13 protein-coding genes are annotated in these 16,819 nt (G+C 60.0%); 4 read left to right on the top strand and 9 right to left on the bottom strand.

Annotated features, from left to right (window positions below):
• Positions 1-16: 16 nt before the first annotated feature.
• A complete protein-coding gene (locus tag PMI32_RS22235) occupies positions 17-1,144 on the bottom strand; it encodes an extracellular solute-binding protein (RefSeq protein WP_008026374.1) in 1,128 nt (375 codons plus the stop codon).
• 397 nt (positions 1,145-1,541) lie between these two features.
• Between PMI32_RS22235 and PMI32_RS22240 the strand changes: the two genes are divergently transcribed.
• The 3 genes from PMI32_RS22240 to cahR all read left to right on the top strand — a co-directional run bounded on the left by PMI32_RS22240 (position 1,542) and on the right by cahR (position 5,215).
• Positions 1,542-2,324: a creatininase gene (locus PMI32_RS22240; protein WP_008026372.1), complete on the top strand. Its 783-nt coding sequence runs from the start codon at positions 1,542-1,544 to the stop codon at positions 2,322-2,324.
• A gap of 79 nt (positions 2,325-2,403) precedes the next feature.
• The gene (gene gabP / locus PMI32_RS22245; RefSeq protein WP_008026371.1) at positions 2,404-3,798 is read left to right on the top strand and encodes a GABA permease; all 1,395 of its coding nucleotides are present in this window, start codon (positions 2,404-2,406) and stop codon (positions 3,796-3,798) included.
• A 400-nt stretch (positions 3,799-4,198) separates the two neighbouring features.
• Positions 4,199-5,215: a transcriptional regulator CahA gene (gene cahR, locus PMI32_RS22250; RefSeq protein ID WP_008026370.1), complete on the top strand. Its 1,017-nt coding sequence runs from the start codon at positions 4,199-4,201 to the stop codon at positions 5,213-5,215.
• A gap of 111 nt (positions 5,216-5,326) precedes the next feature.
• Here the strand turns inward: cahR and PMI32_RS22255 are convergent, their stop codons facing one another.
• The 8 genes from PMI32_RS22255 to PMI32_RS22290 form a co-directional block, all read right to left on the bottom strand.
• The gene (locus PMI32_RS22255) at positions 5,327-6,667 is read right to left on the bottom strand and encodes an MFS transporter (protein ID WP_008026368.1); all 1,341 of its coding nucleotides are present in this window, start codon (positions 6,665-6,667) and stop codon (positions 5,327-5,329) included.
• A gap of 224 nt (positions 6,668-6,891) precedes the next feature.
• Positions 6,892-8,103 carry a creatinase gene (creA, locus tag PMI32_RS22260; protein ID WP_008026365.1) on the bottom strand — a complete coding sequence of 404 codons (1,212 nt, stop codon included), beginning with the start codon at positions 8,101-8,103 and terminating at the stop codon, positions 6,892-6,894.
• Positions 8,104-8,329: 226 nt separating this feature from the next.
• Complete coding sequence (locus tag PMI32_RS22265; protein ID WP_008026363.1) at positions 8,330-9,340, bottom strand: GlxA family transcriptional regulator; 1,011 nt, start codon at positions 9,338-9,340, stop codon at positions 8,330-8,332.
• Positions 9,341-9,560: 220 nt separating this feature from the next.
• Positions 9,561-10,025 (bottom strand): MaoC family dehydratase, encoded by a 465-nt coding sequence (locus PMI32_RS22270; protein WP_008026361.1) that lies wholly within the window; start codon positions 10,023-10,025, stop codon positions 9,561-9,563.
• A 21-nt stretch (positions 10,026-10,046) separates the two neighbouring features.
• Positions 10,047-10,778, bottom strand: a complete 732-nt coding sequence (locus PMI32_RS22275) for a hypothetical protein (RefSeq protein WP_008026360.1) — start codon at positions 10,776-10,778, stop codon at positions 10,047-10,049.
• Positions 10,775-11,869: an AI-2E family transporter gene (locus PMI32_RS22280; protein WP_008026358.1), complete on the bottom strand. Its 1,095-nt coding sequence runs from the start codon at positions 11,867-11,869 to the stop codon at positions 10,775-10,777. The genes PMI32_RS22275 and PMI32_RS22280 overlap by 4 nt, the downstream gene beginning before the upstream one ends.
• Positions 11,870-11,943: 74 nt before the next feature.
• The gene (locus PMI32_RS22285; protein ID WP_008026356.1) at positions 11,944-12,579 is read right to left on the bottom strand and encodes a response regulator transcription factor; all 636 of its coding nucleotides are present in this window, start codon (positions 12,577-12,579) and stop codon (positions 11,944-11,946) included.
• A gap of 4 nt (positions 12,580-12,583) precedes the next feature.
• A complete protein-coding gene (locus PMI32_RS22290; protein ID WP_008026354.1) occupies positions 12,584-14,860 on the bottom strand; it encodes a PAS domain-containing sensor histidine kinase in 2,277 nt (758 codons plus the stop codon).
• 230 nt (positions 14,861-15,090) lie between these two features.
• Between PMI32_RS22290 and PMI32_RS22295 the strand changes: the two genes are divergently transcribed.
• Positions 15,091-16,713 carry an acyl-CoA synthetase gene (locus PMI32_RS22295; RefSeq protein WP_008026352.1) on the top strand — a complete coding sequence of 541 codons (1,623 nt, stop codon included), beginning with the start codon at positions 15,091-15,093 and terminating at the stop codon, positions 16,711-16,713.
• The last annotated feature ends 106 nt before the right edge of the window (positions 16,714-16,819 follow it).

Genomic DNA, 16,819 nt, shown 5'->3' with positions numbered 1-16,819 from the left:
CTCTCCGCGCGTCTCGTCAGGCACCTTTGTATTGCGACCAGAAGTCGTTCCACTCATCCAGGCTCTGCCGGACAGGGAGTTCGCGGTACTTGATGCGACCATCGCGGATGTCATCCATGACGTTGCGCTGACCGAGCACCATGCCCTGGCGCTTCGCTTCGGCGGGATCGGTCCGGTTCAGCAGTTCCCAACCCTTCTTGCTCGGGATGAGCGCCGGATACGCGGCCATCTTCGCCGACTTGACCTGGCCTTGCGGCGAGGTGATGTATTGGATGAACTTCTTCGCCAGTTCCGGGCTGTGTGCTTTCCTGGCGATGCAGTAAGACTCCGTCCACTGCAACCCGCCCTCCTTCGGCAGCACGGTTTTCACTGGGGCGCCGGCGCGTTGCAAGACACCGGTGATCCAGTCGCCGATGCCGCACATGGCATGGACCTGGCCGTTCTTCAGCGAAGAAAAGGTTCCGCCGTAATCGAAGAAGCCGCCGATCTGCGGGCGCAGGCTCATCAGCTTCTGCTGGACCGATTGCCAGTGCACAGCATCGATGTCGTAGGGGCGCGCATTGCCGTTCATCAAACTGATCTGCCCAAGGTTCGGCAGGTGCCAGTCAAAGTGACCGACCTTGCCCTTGAGGCTCTCGTCCCAGAACACGTCATAGCTGTTCACCTTGGCTTCGGGAACGAGTTGGGTGTTGTAGGCGATGCCGAGGAAGCCGAAGCGGATCAGCACCGAGTAGAGCTTGTCCCCTTGCCAGTGACCGGGGAAATGCTGGAATTCCGGATAGAAGTCATCGAAGGGGTAATCCGCAGGGTCGAGTTGCTCGATGTATTCGGCGGCATTGAGTTGCTGGACATATTCGGCGTCGGACAGGATCAGGTCGAAGGTGCCGGGCGGAGATTGCGAGATCAGCCCCAGCATGTTGTCCCCGCCGGTGTAGTACTTGGCCCGGACCTTGACCCCGTACTGACGCTCGAAATCAGCGACGATGTCCGGCTCGGCGTGTCCGGCCCATGCGAGGATGACCAGTTCTTTTTCCGCAGCGGCAAAGCTTCTCAAGGGCAGCAGTCCGGACAGCGCTGCGGTGCCTGCCAGGATGCTGGTGGTCTTGAGGAATGTACGGCGTGAAAGGTCGATGGATTTTTTCATTATTGTCTCGCCTGGGTGATGGAAAGTGCCCTTGTCTCCTGCCGGCTTTCGCTGCCAACCACACGCATCATTCGCTGGCTGGTTGCATTGCAGCAGTTAGCCATCACCGGTTTTTGTGCGCGCCCGACCTGGACTTTGTCAGATCCGACTTATTGCCCTGCTTACCCAAAAGCGGCACTCACTTACCTGATTCGCCAGTCAGAAACGCCATTTCAGAGGGTGTTTTGTCATTTACGGGTCGGATTTAGACAAGTAGCCCCCCTCCTCATCTGATCGAATTGCCCTATGGACGCCTTTCGGTTCCAGCCCTCCAAAGGGTTAGTCAAACCGTGGGCAAACGCCTCCAGTCACCGGCTTCAAACCAGCAAGCGGTCAATTACTTTCCAAGGGTGTGCAGATGAACAACAGCGTCGTAATTGGAGAACTCACCTGGCCGGAGTACGCAGAGAAGGTCGCTACCGGCTGCCCCGTCTTCCTGCCAGTGGGCGCACTGGAGCAGCATGGCCATCACATGTGCATGGAGGTCGACGTCCTGTTGCCTTCCGCGATCTGCAAGGCGGTGGCGCAAAAGGTCAGCGGCCTGGTGTTGCCTGCCCTGGCCTATGGTTACAAATCCCAGCAGAAATCCGGCGGCGGCAATCACTTTCCAGGGACCACCAGCCTCGACGGCGCCACGCTGACCAGCACCGTGCAGGACATCATCCGCGAGCTTGCGCGCCATGGCGCACGCAAACTGGTGTTGATGAACGGCCACTTTGAAAACTCGATGTTCATTGTCGAGGGCATCGACCTCGCCCTTCGGGAACTTCGCTATGGCGGCATCACGGACTTCAAGGTGGTCGTGCTGTCCTACTGGGACTTCGTCAACGACCCCGCAGTCATCGCAAAGCTGTACCCCGACGGCTTCCTCGGCTGGGATATCGAACATGGCGGCGTTTTCGAAACGTCGCTAATGCTGGCCCTGCACCCGGACAAGGTCGATCTGAGCCGTGCGGTCGACCACCCTCCCGCGAAATTCCCGCCTTACGACGTGTTCCCCATCATCCCGGAGCGCACGCCGGCCTGCGGAACACTGTCTTCGCCTAAAGGCTCCAGTCGCGAAAAAGGCGAGCTGATTCTCGAAGTGTGTATCACCGGTATCAGTGCCGCAGTGCGCGAGGCTTTTGAGCTGGACACATAACAAACACATGGACGTGCCGAAACACGCACTCACGGTTAACGCTTCACCCTCCCCAAATAGAATAAAAAGGGTAAGTCTCATGTCCAGCAACTCAACCTTGGCCCCAGGCCTCAAGCAGCGTCACGTCACCATGTTGTCCATTGCCGGAGCCATTGGCGCCGGCCTGTTCATCGGTTCGGGACACGCCATCGCGTCGGCGGGCCCCGCCGCCATCCTTGCCTACATTTTTTCCGGCACCCTGGTGGTGCTGGTGATGCGCATGCTGGGAGAGATGGCCGTCGCGTCGCCTGATACCGGTTCATTCTCGACCTACGCCGAGCGGGCGATGGGACGCAGCGCCGGCTTCACCATCGGCTGGCTGTATTGGTGGTTCTGGGTACTGGTGATTCCGATTGAGGCCATCGCCGCTGCGGCCATCCTCCATGCCTGGTTCCCCTCGATCCAGACCTGGGAATTCGCGATCGCGGTCACCGGCCTGCTGACATTGACCAACCTGTTCAGTGTCGCCCGGTATGGCGAGTTCGAATTCTGGTTCGCCATGCTCAAAGTCATCGCGGTGTTGGGGTTTATCGCGCTGGGCGCCCTTGCCCTGGCGGGTGGATTGCCGGATACGACGGTGAGCGGGGTTGTTCAACTGAGCCATGAATTCGGTGGCTTCATGCCCAATGGCATGACCGCCGTGATCGGTGCAATGCTCACCACCGTGTTCAGCTTCATGGGCACGGAAATCGTCACCATTGCCGCAGCCGAATCGAAAAACCCCTCGAAACAGATCACCCGTGCGACCAACTCCGTGGTCTGGCGAATGGGGATTTTCTACATCGTCTCGGTGTTCCTCATCATCTCCATCGTGCCCTGGAACGACCCGATGCTCGTGCAGGTCGGCTCTTATCAGCGAGCGCTTGAGTTGATGAACATTCCCCACGCGAAAATGATCGTCGACATCGTCGTACTGATTGCTGTCGCCAGCTGCCTCAACTCGGCCATTTATACGGCGTCACGCATGGTCTTCTCCCTGAGCAAACGCGGGGATGGGCCTCGGGTCCTGCAGAAAACCTCGTCTTCAGGGGTGCCCTATATTGCGGTGCTGGCCAGCACGGCGGTCGGTTTCCTGACCACCGCACTGAATTACTTTGCGCCCAACGAAGTGTTTTCCTTCCTGCTGGCCAGCTCCGGGGCCGTTGCGTTGCTGGTCTACCTGGCCATTGCGGTTTCGCAACTGGTGCTTCGCAAAAAGATGAATGCATCGGGGCAGCCGATCGCTTTCAAAATGTGGTTTTACCCGTGGCTTAGCTACCTGGTGATCTTCTGCATCCTGAGCATCCTGACGGTCATGCTGATCTTGCCGGAACACCGCATGGAAGTGATCGCCACGGGGGCACTGACACTGTCCATCGTCTGCATGGGTGCAATCTTCAACGCCAGGAAGAAAACCGTACAAGCCGTTGACATGGCTCAAACCGAAAACGCCTGAAACCACCGCCCTCTCTGTAGGAGCCGGCTTGCTGGCGATGGCGGTGGATCAGTCGATACATGCATCGCCTGAAAGGACGCTATCGCCAGCAAGCCGGCTCCTACAGGTTAACCCCCTTCCTGATCACCTCTTTCCGGCCGCTCGCCACCACGGAGCTGGCCGGTTTTTTTTGCAGATCACTCATGCCTTGCTTCCATGCTTTAAACGCCTCCTCTCAAACCGATCCATACTCATGGCATCTTGCGTGCATACACCTGTCGTGACGGCCTGTTGAAAGATCACTCGGTGTAAAATCCACAAACCTGTTTTCAGGGTTCACAATCACAAAAACAAGATGACGTTGCCCCTGCCGGCAGCTTGCCGCAGAGCGCGTCACTGATGCAGTTGAGGAGCGGTAACAATGGCGAAACTCCAGGTGGCGAACCCCGCCGCAGGACGCTCGGCGAATGAACAACGACCGGTGAAAACCGTAGGTTTCCTGGTCATCCCCAACTTCACCACCATCGGCTTCGCCTCTGCCGTGGAAACATTGCGCATGGCCAACCTGGCCGCGCGCAAACAGATGTTCCGCACGGTGATCATCGCCGCCAGCCTGGACCCGGTCACGGCCAGCAACGGCATGCGCATCCTGCCCGACCACAGCATCACCGATGCACCAAAGCTGGACATGCTGTTCGTGGTCGGATCAAACCCGATTGTCTCCAATCACAGCAGCCGGCCCCTGCTCAACTGGCTGCGCAAGCTGGCGCATGATCAGGTGCCACTGGGCGGGATTTGCACCGGCAGCCATTTGCTGGCGCGCGCCGATCTGCTCAAGGGCTATCGCTGCACGATTCACTGGGAAGACATCGAAGCACTGAAGGAGCGTTTCCCGGGGATCATCATTTCCAACCAGCTATTCGAGCTGGACCGGGATCGCTACACCTGCTCCGGTGGTGTGGCCTCGATGGACATGACCCTGCAATTGATCGCCCGCGAACCCGGTGGCCGGGACATCGCCGCCCATACGGCCGAGCTGCTCTTGTGTGACCGGATCCGGGGGGCGCAGGAGCAACAGCGTGTGCCCTTGCGGCAGAAGCTCGGCACCTCGCAACCCAAGCTCAGCCAGATGGTGGCGATCATGGAAGCCAATCTTGAGGAGCCGGTGAGTCTTGAGGAACTTGCGCGGTTGAACGAGGTGTCGGTGCGGCAACTGGAGCGCCTGTTTCACAAGCACCTGCAACGCACGCCGAGTCAGTACTACCTGGAATTGCGCCTGGCGCGGGCGCGGCAATTGTTGCTACGCAGTGAATCGCAGGTCCGTGATATCGCCCTCGCCTGCGGCTTTGTTTCGCCTGCGCATTTTTCCAAATGCTATAGCCGGTTTTTTGGTGTGTCGCCGATTGGTGAGCGCAAGCAGGTGGCGGCCTTACATTGATGTCGGCCTGAATGGCCTCTTCGCGAGCAAGCCCGCTCCCACATATTGACCGTATTCAAATGTGGGAGCGGGCTTGCTCGCGAAGACTTACTAAAGAACACCCAAAGACTATCAGTCCTGCAACGCCTTATGCGCAGTTTCCCGACTCGCCAGCATCGCAATCAACGCCACCGCCGCTGCCGCCAACAGGTACCAGGCCGGGGCCATTTTGTTGCCGGTCAGTTGAATCAGCCAGGTCGCGATAAACGGTGCGGTGCCGCCGAACACCGCGTTGGCGATGTTGAAGCTGAAGGCAAAGCCACTGAAACGCACACGGGTGGGGAATATCTCGGCGAGGAAGCACGGCAAGGTGCCGTCATTCATCGCCAGGATCGCGCCGAACGCAATCTGGATCATCAGGATCACGATCAGCGGCTGGTTCTCCAGCATCCCGAACAGCGGAAAGGTCAGCGCCAGGAACAAGACCGAAGCCGTCAGCAACATGGTCTTGCGCCCGAACCGGTCCGACAACTTGCCCATCAGGAAAATCAACCCGATATAGGTCGCCAGCGACACCGTCGAGGCCAGGAACGAATCACTCTCGCTCATGCCCATTTCGGTGGACAGGTAAGTCGGCATGTAGCTGAGCAACAGGTAAAACGCCACCGCATTCAGACAGGTCACGCCGATCCCGATCATCACGCTGCGCCGGTGCACGGTCAGCAGTTCGCGAACCGGAGCGTGGGTTGCGCATTCCTTCGCCTCAAGGCGTTTTTCCATCTCCAGGAACTTGGGCGTGTCCTGCAAGCTCATGCGGATATAGCGCCCCACCAGCCCGAATGGCGCCGCCAGCAAAAAGGGTAAACGCCAGCCCCAGCTGTGCAAGTCCTCGACACTCATCCACGCATGCAGACCGGCGACGAACACCGCGCCGAACAGCAAACCGGCCGCCGTACTTGCCGGGACGATGCTGGTGTACAAACCGCGTTTGCCCTCGGGCGCGTATTCGGCGAGAAAAGCCGATGCCCCGGCGTACTCACCTGAAGCAGAGAAGCCCTGAAACAAGCGAATCAGCAACAACAACGCCGGTGCCCACAGGCCGATATGGTTGTAGGTCGGCAGGATACCGATGCAAAAAGTCGAGACCGACATGATCAGAATCGACCAGGACAACGCACTGCGCCGCCCGTATTTGTCACCAAAGTGGCCCCAGACCAATCCCCCCAGCGGGCGGACGATAAACGACAGCGCGAACACGGCAAACGTTGCCAGCAGCGCGGAAGCCTTGTCGGTTTGCGGAAAAAACGTCAGTGCGATGACAGTTGCCAGGTAGCCGTAGGCGGCATAGTCGAACCACTCGACGAAGTTGCCCATGAAGCTGGCACTGGCTGCACGCCGCAGCGCCTTGCGCTCGGCGGTCTGTTCAAGTTTTTGCGCCAGGGTCGGCGTCAGGCTTGCACTTTGAGTGCTCATTGGGCACCTCCGGTGTCAGAGGTGCAGTTATCAGGATGAAGCGTCGGGACGTAGGACATGACAAAACCCTCTATTGTTTTACTTGGCAGGGTTAAGGCTCTTTAGATGCTGCGCGCTCTCGGGCTCGCATGCGTTGTTTTTTCCGGTTTATCTCAGCCACCGGTAAGATTTTTGCCGCTCATCAACGTAAAACGCCGCACAGGTTCGCTGTGCGGCGCAAAGTCTTACTTCTTGATGATGTTGTGTTCCGGGCCATACGGGAACTTGGTGATGTTTTCACCGCCCTGTTCGTTGACGATCAGGATGTCGTGCTCACGATAGCCGCCGGCACCTGGAAGCCCTTCGGGCAGCATGATCATCGGTTCGATGGACACGACCATCCCTGGCTCCAGAACCGTGTCGATGTCTTCGCGCAGTTCCAGCCCGGCTTCGCGGCCGTAGTAGTGGCTGAGCGTACCAAAGGAGTGGCCATAGCCGAACGTGCGGTATTGCAGCAGATCGTGTTCCAGGAAGATCTCGTTCAATTGCAGTGCGATATCGCAGCAGCGCATGCCCGGCTTGATCAGTTTCAGACCGGCCTCGTGCACTTTGACGTTCACTTCCCACAAGCGCAGATGCTCGTCGGAGCAGTGGTCCAGGAACAACGTACGTTCCAGCGCGGTGTAGTAACCGGCGATCATCGGGAAGCAGTTGAGGCTGAGGATGTCGCCCTTGTTGACCTTGCGCGACGTCACCGGGTTATGCGCACCGTCGGTGTTGATGCCGGACTGGAACCAGGTCCAGGTGTCCATCAGTTCGGCATCCGGGAAGGTGCGGGCAATTTCGCGCACCATGGCCTGGGTGGCGTGCAGCGCGACTTCGTACTCCGGCACCTGATCACGCAAGGCTTCGACGATGGCGGCACCGCCGATGTCCGCAACGCGTGCGCCATGACGAATGATCGCGTGTTCTTCAGCGGACTTGATCATGCGCATGCGCATGCACGGTGCGCCGATATCCACCAGTTCAGCCTGCGGATAGCGGCTGGCCAGCTTGTCGCGATTGAGCAGATTCAGATGGTCGAACTCGATACCGATGCGCCCGGCCTTGGGCAACGCTTGCTGGATGGCGACGAAGTAGTTGTCGCGCTGCCAGTCGGTGTAGACGATGTTTTCAGTGCCGACAGTACGGCGCCATGGCTGACCGCCATCGATGTTGGCGCTGATGGTCACGGCGCTGTCCTGGGTCACAACCAGCGCGTACGGACGTCCGAAGGAGCAATACAGGAAATCGCTGTAATAGTTGATGTTGTGATAGGACGTGAAGACGGCGGCGTCGATATTGTTCTGCGCAAGATAGGCGCGCAATTTGGCCTGGCGGTTGGCATATTCCTGAGTCGAGAACGTCGGGCTGGTTTTTTCGCCGTTCTTGATCTGGATGGTTTTCGGCATTTGCATGTCATTTATCCTTTTCATTGTTTGAGCTACAGATGGCGCCAATCTGGCGGGCCGCTGAAGATCATTCGAACAGATGCAAACCGGGCTTTTTTGCGCGAATCCGACCTGTAGTTGGTCATATCCGCTGTTTTCGAAAGCGCTCCCCATACCCCTGTGCCAGAAACAAAAATGCCCCCGCCAAGCGCAAAAAAGCCGCTTGGCGGAGGCATCGGGGAAAATGACGCGGTCAGTGTGGGAGCGAGCCTGCTCGCGATGAGGCCGCTACTGCCAACATCGATTCCCGCGTGAGCAAGCCCGTCCCCATATGGTCGCGAGGGTGCGCACCGAAGTACTGCCGATAGCAGCGAAAGAAATGTTGCAGCGAGACGAATCCACACGCCGCAGCGACATCCGACAGCGACTGTTCACCGCCCCGCAGCAACTGACGCGCCTGCTGCAGGCGCAAGTCCAGATAATGCCTTGCCGGGGAACAACCCAGGCTGCGTTTGAACAAGCGCTCCAGATGTCGGACGGAAATGCCCATCGCCTCGGCCAGTTCGTCGATGCCCAGTGTTCGGCTCAAGTGCTCGTTCATCAATGCCAGTGTTGCCTGGAGCTTTTCCGGCGCCTCATGCACGGGCAATAGCGGTCGGGCCTGGCGTGCCGCATGTTTCTCCATCCGCAGGATCAGGCCACGGCCATGGGTCCGGGCGAGCAGCTCATGCATCAGCCCCTGAACTGCCTGCGGGCCGACGCAGGTCAGACGCTGGCGATCGACACAAAACGGCGCGACCACGGGCGTCAACTGGCTGAAACCCGCAAACGGCAGTGAAGCCGCAGGCTCCGGCAAGCTGCAACGGAAACCCTTCAGGGCCCCCGTCTGCGCCAGCAACCAGCCGGCCTCGCCCAATGCCCCGAGGCTGATCGGTTGTCTCGCCCAGTGGTTGAGCTGTGCGAGCAGATGCGGATGCTCCGTCTGAAGAGGCTGACTATCGCCGCCACAAAGGATCAACACATCGAATGCTCGTGCCTGATCCAGTCGCGCAGTGGCGGTGACGATGCCGTTGCTGGCATTCAGTGGCTGCCCGTCCAGGCTCAGCATTTGCCAGCGGCAGACATCATGTCCCGCCAGCTGGTTGGCCAGGCGCAATGGCTCCAGCGCATTGGCCAGGGCATACATGTCGAAGGCTTCCATCAACCAGAAACCAATACGCAGCACCGGCGGTGATGGCCGGCTGGATTCGCTTGGTTGCAGCATGTCCCGCTCTCCCGTTGGTCAAGGTTGTCCAGCACACGATGGAGCTGACCGCCAACCTGCCGCAGGAGGTTTCTTTGTGTTTGTCATAGAGGTCGGCGCCGCTTCAAAGGTGTCTGCCATTCACCCGATTGTCGGCGCCAGGGATCATCGAGATGTGTCAGATATCGACCCCTGATTGCCCGCCACTACCGGCGACGCAGGGGGATCTGCCGTTTGCGCTTCAATCCTCTGGGGGTTTCCTGAACACCAGCAGCTTCCCGGTTGCACGTTGCACCACCTTGTCATTCTGATTCAGCGTTTCCATGAACAGCGTCACCACGCCCCGATCCGGTTTTGAAGCCGACGGTTCGATGGCCTGCACCTTGCTGAACAGGCGCAACACGTCATCCGGATAAGTCGGTGTCGGCCAGCTCAGCTCGATGCCCAGGCCAATGATGCCGTCCGCCAGGGGGACGCTGGCCACGAGCATCTTCATGGTCAGGGCCGCAGTGTTCCAGCCGCTGGCCGCCAGACCGCCGAACAGACTCAACTCGGCCTCTTCGGCACTCAAATGGAAAGGTTGCGGGTCGTATTCGCGAGCAAACGCCAACATCGCTTCCTGATGGACGCGAACAGGGTCGCTTTCAAACTCCTGACCCAGACTCAGGTCATCGAGATAGAGTTTTTCCCAGGCATGCAGGGTCATGATTCATTCCTCCGCAGTGCATTACGAATAGCCGATGTCGCTGAGATCAATGGCTACCAGCAAGGCGTGCTCATCCGCCTGGCCGTCGGCCTTGCGTCGATAGGCGCGCCGCTTGCCGGGCAAGCGCAAGCCGTCGGTTTCAACATAGCCATGGACATATTGCGCGGCAGCCAGGCCACCGCTGACATCCACGTTGTAGTCGTGACGACGTAACAGAAAGTCTGCACCGAAGTAGAAATCCTGCACCGCGCAGTGCGTGGCGATTGTCTCGGGGAAGGTCACCCGCAAACGACGCCAGCGCTCCGAGCCCTCGTGCCAGGGCTCGACTTCCTCGGTCACGACACCCGGCCAGGTGAACTGGAAAGGCATGGTCAGGTACGACCAAAGTGCGTAACCGTTGAAGTACGCTCGGTGCAGGGGATCCCAGGGACTGTTTTCCCCATGGTCGCGAAAGGATTCTCTGGGTTTCGATCGCTCGGCAATCACCTTGCCGGCGGTATTTTCGATGGCGATTCGATCCGGGGTGTAGGCGGTGAATTGGTCGGCCCCACCAAAGGGCGTCACTGAGGCCCGCTGCTCATGCAGCCAGACGGTCATCTGCCGTGGCGCGCTGTCCTGGGTCAGCCCTTTCATGGCCCAGAGCGAGCCCCCGGTCACGATAGTGGCGCGTACCTGGTTGAAACTGCTCCAGCGCTCCAGACCACCATGGGCGATCAGTACGCAATTGAGCAGTTCATCACCCGGCGCATTCATAGTGGCGGCCCTCCTCCCTCCGAAGGCTGATCCCGAACCCATTGCCAGAATAATTGATACCCGACCGCCAGCACCACCGGACCGATGAACAACCCGATGATGCCGCTGGTGACCATCCCGCCAAGCGCGCCGATCAGCACCACCGGCATCGGCACATCGACACCGCGCCCCAGCAGCAGCGGTTTGAGCACGTTGTCCACCAGGCCGGCAACGAAGACGAAGATGGCGAACACGATCGTCACAGTGTTGGCGCCTTCGGTGGCGAACACATAGGCAATCACCGGAACCGTGATCAGCGTCGCCGGCAATTGCATGATGCCGAGCAACAGCACCCCAAGGGCCAGCAAACCGGCGCCGGGAATGCCCTTGAAGACAAACCCGAGCCCCACCAGCAGCATCTGGATGAACGCGATCCCGACTACGCCCAGCGCAACCGCACGGATCGTTGCGGTGCACAGCGCGGCAATTTTCGGCCCTTTGGTCGGGTCGCTGACCCGCGAGGCAATCTGCACCGCGCTGCGATTGCCGCTCTCGCCATAGGCCATGAAAATACCGGCGATGATCAAGGCGAAAATGAAGGTCAGGAAACCCATGCCGACGCCGGCCAATTTGCTCAACAGGGACAGGCTGAAGTGCTTGATCTGCGGGAGGTATTTGGCGGTCAGGTCGGGAAGATTGGTTGAGGCCTCGAGCCACAAGTCAAACAGCGGCTGCCCCACCAATGGCCAACTGGCGATGGATTCGGCGGGTGGTGGCAGGTGAAAGTCGCCGCCCTTGACCACTTCCATCACACGGTCGACCGAGTCGGCTATCGAGGTGCCCAGAAAGTAGATCGGTAACACCAGGATGACGATGGCGATCAGGATAATCAGCGTCGCAATGCGCCCGTCATTCTGCCCCAAGGGCCCTTTCAGCCGAGCCTGCAACGGGTAAAGGGTAATCGCCAGGATCAGCGACCACAGCATCAGGTCACGGAACGGGCTGAAGATTTCAAAGCAGAACAGCACCAGAACCGCGATCAGCCCAGCCCGGATAAGGACATCGAGCAGCGTGCGCGTCAGCGTTTTTTCGGAGAACGAAGTGGGCTCCATGGAGGCCTCCTGATCACTGCAACGGTACGGGATCGGTTAGCCCAGCATAGTCGTTCGGCGGAAAACGCGTGGATTCAACGCAACTTCAATGGATCAACCATTCCGGCGGCAATGGCCATGCCGACCAGGTCCGGCAGGGTATTGGCTTGCATGCGTTTCATCACGCGTGAGCGGTAGAGGTCGACGGTTTTTGCGCTCACGCCCAGTTGCTCGGCGATTTCACGGGTGGTGTAACCCTGCACCAGCGGCAACAAGACGTCGCGTTCCCGTGGGGTCAGCGTGAGCAAACGCGCCTGCAACGCTTCATGCCCTTGATTACCCGAACGGTGGGTCGCGCAAGTGCTCAGGGCCTGTTGCACGCTGTCCAGCAGCAGTTGTTCGTTGTAGGGCTTTTCAATGAAGTCGTGAGCGCCGGCCTTGAACGCACGCACCACGATCGGCACATCGGCGTGACCGCTGACGAAGATGATTGGCAGGTTCAGTTCGCGCAATCGCATTTCTTCCTGCACGTTCAAGCCGCCCATGCCGGGCATGCGTACATCCAGCAGCACACAGGCCGCCAGGCTGGCATCGCAGGCATTGAGGAACTCAACACCGCTGGTAAACGGCAACGCCTTGAGGCCGACTGACTCCAGTAACCAGACCGTTGAGTCGAGCATGCCTTGATCGTCATCGACCACATACACCACGTGCTCCGTCACACCCGCCATTGCATTATTCCTGTTGTTGTTTTGTTGGACCGGCAAGCGGCAAGCGACAGCACATCAGCAGCCCGACCGGTTGGCGGCGGGCCTGCAATTCGCCGCCGAAACCTTCGATGATGCTGCGGCTCATGGACAAACCGAGCCCCAGGCCATCGGCCTTGCTGGTATAGAACGGGGTAAAAATCTGCTCCAGTTCGGGCTCGCTCACGCCGGGCCCCTGGTCCTGCACCGTGATGTCCACGGTGGCGGCACTGCCCTGCCCGGCGGTCATCACAATCAGCGAGGGCTGGCCGGGATGTTGTTCGCGGTTGGCATCGATGGCATTGCGCAACAGATTGAGCAGGACTTGTTCCAGCAACACTCGATCGGCATAAACGGGCGGCAGATTATCCGGCAGACGATCCTCGATTGTCACTTGGCAATTACTCGCTTCCCAGGCGCACAAACGCACGGCTTCGCGGGCGACATCGGTGACGTTCAGCGCCTGCATGCGGCGTTGGCCTTTGCGCAGAAACGCGCGCAAACGGCGGATCACTTCCGAGGCGTGCGTGGCGTGATGGGTGATGCGTTCCAGCCCTTGCGCAACCCGGGCAGCCGCCTGGGGGTTGGAATCCACGGTCTGCAAATAGCGCTGGCTGGCGTTGGCGTAATTGACCACCGCGGCCAGTGGCTGATTGATTTCGTGGGCGATGCCCGAGGCCAGTTCACCGAGGGTGACCAGGCGCGCGGTGTGCGCCAGTTCATCCTGATGGCGGCGCTGCTGCACTTCGCGCAGTTCACGTTCGGTCATGTCCCGCGCCACCAGTGAATAGTAGCGCTCGCCACCGGCCGAACGATGCGCCAACAGCACCAGCGACACCGGCACCGACGCGCCACCGCCCGGTGGTTGCAAGCGCGCATCGGTGCTCCAGACGCCGTCGCGTTCGGCGCCGCTCCAGCCGTCACGTTGCAGACGCGTCAGGTCTGCGCTGGCGAACAGTTGTGCCAGGACCGGCATCGGCTGTTGCTCGCCTATGCCGAGGATGCGGCGTGCCGCCGGGTTGAGGTATGTGACTTGCCCCTCGGGGTCGATGAACAGCACCGGATCGGTGTTGACCTCGACGACTTCGGCCAGGCGCCGCTTGTTCTCTTCGGCCTGCACTCTGGCAGTAATGTCCCGGGAGACGCTGACCACCTCGACCACCGTGCCGGTATAGGTTTCACGAATCGCCCGACTGGCGGTTTCGAACCACAGGTAATGGCCGTCCCGATGGCGAATGCGATAGGTCATGGTGTGATAACCGTCCTGCTCCAGCGCATCGCGGGCACGCTGCACCAGGCTGGCCAGGTCCTGGCCATGGAACAGGCCCTGGGCCATTTGCCCGCGCAGTTCTTCCGGCCAGTAGCCGAGCAACGTCCATGATGCGGGGGAGGCATCGAGAAAACAGCCGTCCGGTGTGTGCCGGGAAATCAAGTCGGTGGTGTTCTCGATGATCAGCCGGTACAACCGCCGCGCCTGAGCCGCTTCGCGCTCGGCCAGCACTTGCGCGGTGGCGTCGCGGCAACGGGCGAGCACACGGTTGTCCTGGGGATCGGGAATGAATGTCCAGATCAGAATCTGCGTTTCGAGCTGGGCCTCGACCCCTTCAATGGCGCGCTGCTGGTCCAGGCACGCGCGCACCAGCACCCGATGGTTGACCGGCAGAAAACCGAATACGTCGCTCAGCGGCTTTTCCGCCAGCAACGCCAGCAACGCCGCGTTGAATTCCTGCGGCCGTCCCTGCGCGTCGAGCAACAGGCTCGGTTGCGGATCGTGGCCCAACAGTGGCGAGCCACGCAGCATGCCGTTGACGCTGCTGAGCAAAGTCGTGAGCAAATCCTGCACCCACCCCAGCCAGTCGAAACTGACGCCTTCGCAGACTTCCACCAGCAACAACCCGGCCTGCCCAGGCGTCAACGCCAGATCGAACACTTGGCCATGGCTGATGGCGGCGCGGCGCAGTCGACCGGCCAACCAGCAATCCAGTTGCCGCACTTGCGCCAGGTCGAGGCGCCCGGCTTCCAGCAAACGCTCGAACAGCAACTGATCGCTGGCCAGCGAAGGGTCGCCCTGGCCCGGGGGAAAATGCTGGGCGGCACCTTCATGGCTGTAGATCCGCGCCTGGGGCTGCCAGCTCAGGTAAACCGCGCGACGCACCTCGGGGCAATCCTGCAAGGCCCGACACAACGCATCGGCCCGGGCGGCCAGAGGCACGGCCTCACGCTGCAGGCGCAACCAGCTGTGCAATCGAACGGGAGTCAGGGTCATCACGGGTCCGCTTCGTTGGGGAAGCCAAGGATATACCGGCCTTGGCGATTTAACGGTAGTCATTTAGATCAGAAAGAATCAAATATAGTATATATACCATACGACATAGGTTGTACTTCCATATCGATGGAGGATTGTTATATAAAGCACACCGGACATATAAAGGTGACCTCAGCGGCGACGCTGAAAGGCCACCGATAGAGCTAACAATCAGCCACCGAGTACCGCACATGTCGATCTATGAACAAGGGCTAGTCCCTTCGGCTGTCAATCACATCGCCTTGTCTCCGCTCAGCTTCCTTGAGCGCACGGCCAATGTTTACCCCGACTACCCCGCCGTCATCCACGGCTCGATTCGCCGTACCTGGGCGCAGACCTACACCCGTTGCCGACGCCTGGCCTCGGCGCTGGCTGGTCGCGGCATCGGCAAAGACGACACCGTGGCGGTGATGCTGCCCAATATCCCGGAAATGCTGGAAGTGCATTTTGGCGTGCCGATGATCGGCGCCGTGCTCAACCCGCTCAACGTGCGCCTGGATGCTGAAGCCATTGCGTTCATGCTCCAGCATGGCGAGGCCAAGGTGCTGATCACCGACCGCGAGTTCCATAACGTGATTCACGCCGCTATCGGCATGCTTGATCACCCGCCTCTGGTCATCGACGTCAACGACCCGGAATACGGTGAAGGCCAGGCCGTCAGCGATCTGGACTATGAAGCGTTGCTGGCCGAAGGCGACCCGGCGTTCGCCTGGCAATGGCCAGCCAACGAGTGGCAAGCCATCTCGCTGAACTACACCTCCGGCACCACCGGCAACCCGAAAGGCGTGGTCTATCACCATCGCGGCGCTTATTTGAATGCCTTGGGCAACCAGATGACCTGGGCCATGGGCAACCATCCGGTGTACCTCTGGACCCTGCCGATGTTCCATTGCAACGGCTGGTGCTACCCGTGGACCATCACCGCGCTTGCCGGCGTTCACGTGTTCCTGCGCCGGGTCGATCCGCAGAAAATCCTCACGCTGATTCGCGAACATCAGGTCACGCACCTGTGCGGCGCGCCGATCGTGCTCAACGCGCTGGTCAACATGCCGGAATCCGCGAAGGCGGCCATCGATCACCCGGTCAACGCCATGGTCGCCGGTGCTGCCCCGCCGGCCAAAGTCATTGGCGCCGTGGAGGAAATGGGCATCAAGGTCACCCACGTCTACGGCCTGACGGAAACCTATGGTCCGGTGACCCTCTGCGCCTGGCATGCCGAATGGGACGAACTGCCGCTGGAAGAACGGGCGCAGATCAAATCCCGTCAAGGCGTGCGCTACCCGACGCTCGAAGGTGTGATGGTCGGCGATTCGAAGACGCTGGAACCGACCCCGCGCGATGGCCAGACCATCGGTGAAGTGTTCATGCGCGGCAACACCGTGATGAAGGGCTACCTGAAAAACCCGACGGCCACCGCCGAAGCATTCGAGAGTGGCTGGTTTCACACTGGCGACCTGGCGGTGTGTCACCCAGACGGTTATGTCGAGATCAAAGACCGCCTCAAAGACATCATCATTTCCGGTGGCGAGAACATTTCCACCATCGAACTCGAAGGCGTGCTCTATCGCCATCCGGGGGTGATGGAAGCCGCCGTGGTCGCCCGCCCCGATGAAAAATGGGGCGAAACGCCCTGCGCCTTCATCACCTTGAAGGCTGATCACCAGGACGTTCGCGAGGCCGACATCATCAGTTTCTGCCGCGAGCATCTGGCCGGTTTCAAAGTCCCGCGCACGGTGATTTTCACCCTGCTGCCGAAGACATCCACCGGCAAGATCCAGAAGTACGTGCTGCGCGACAGGGCCAAGGCCCTCTAACCCCTCACCGACGTTTCACCTATCAGGCGGCAGGTGTCTTGCCTGCCGCCTCGGGCTCGTGCAGGCCGAATTCGGCCTGCCCTGCCCCCACACACCGATAACAACA

The organism is Pseudomonas sp. GM60 (assembly GCF_000282415.1).
Taxonomy (GTDB): Bacteria; Pseudomonadota; Gammaproteobacteria; order Pseudomonadales; family Pseudomonadaceae; genus Aquipseudomonas; species Aquipseudomonas migulae.
Note: the sequence above shows the minus strand (reverse complement) of the source record. Positions and strands in the feature narration are given on the sequence as shown.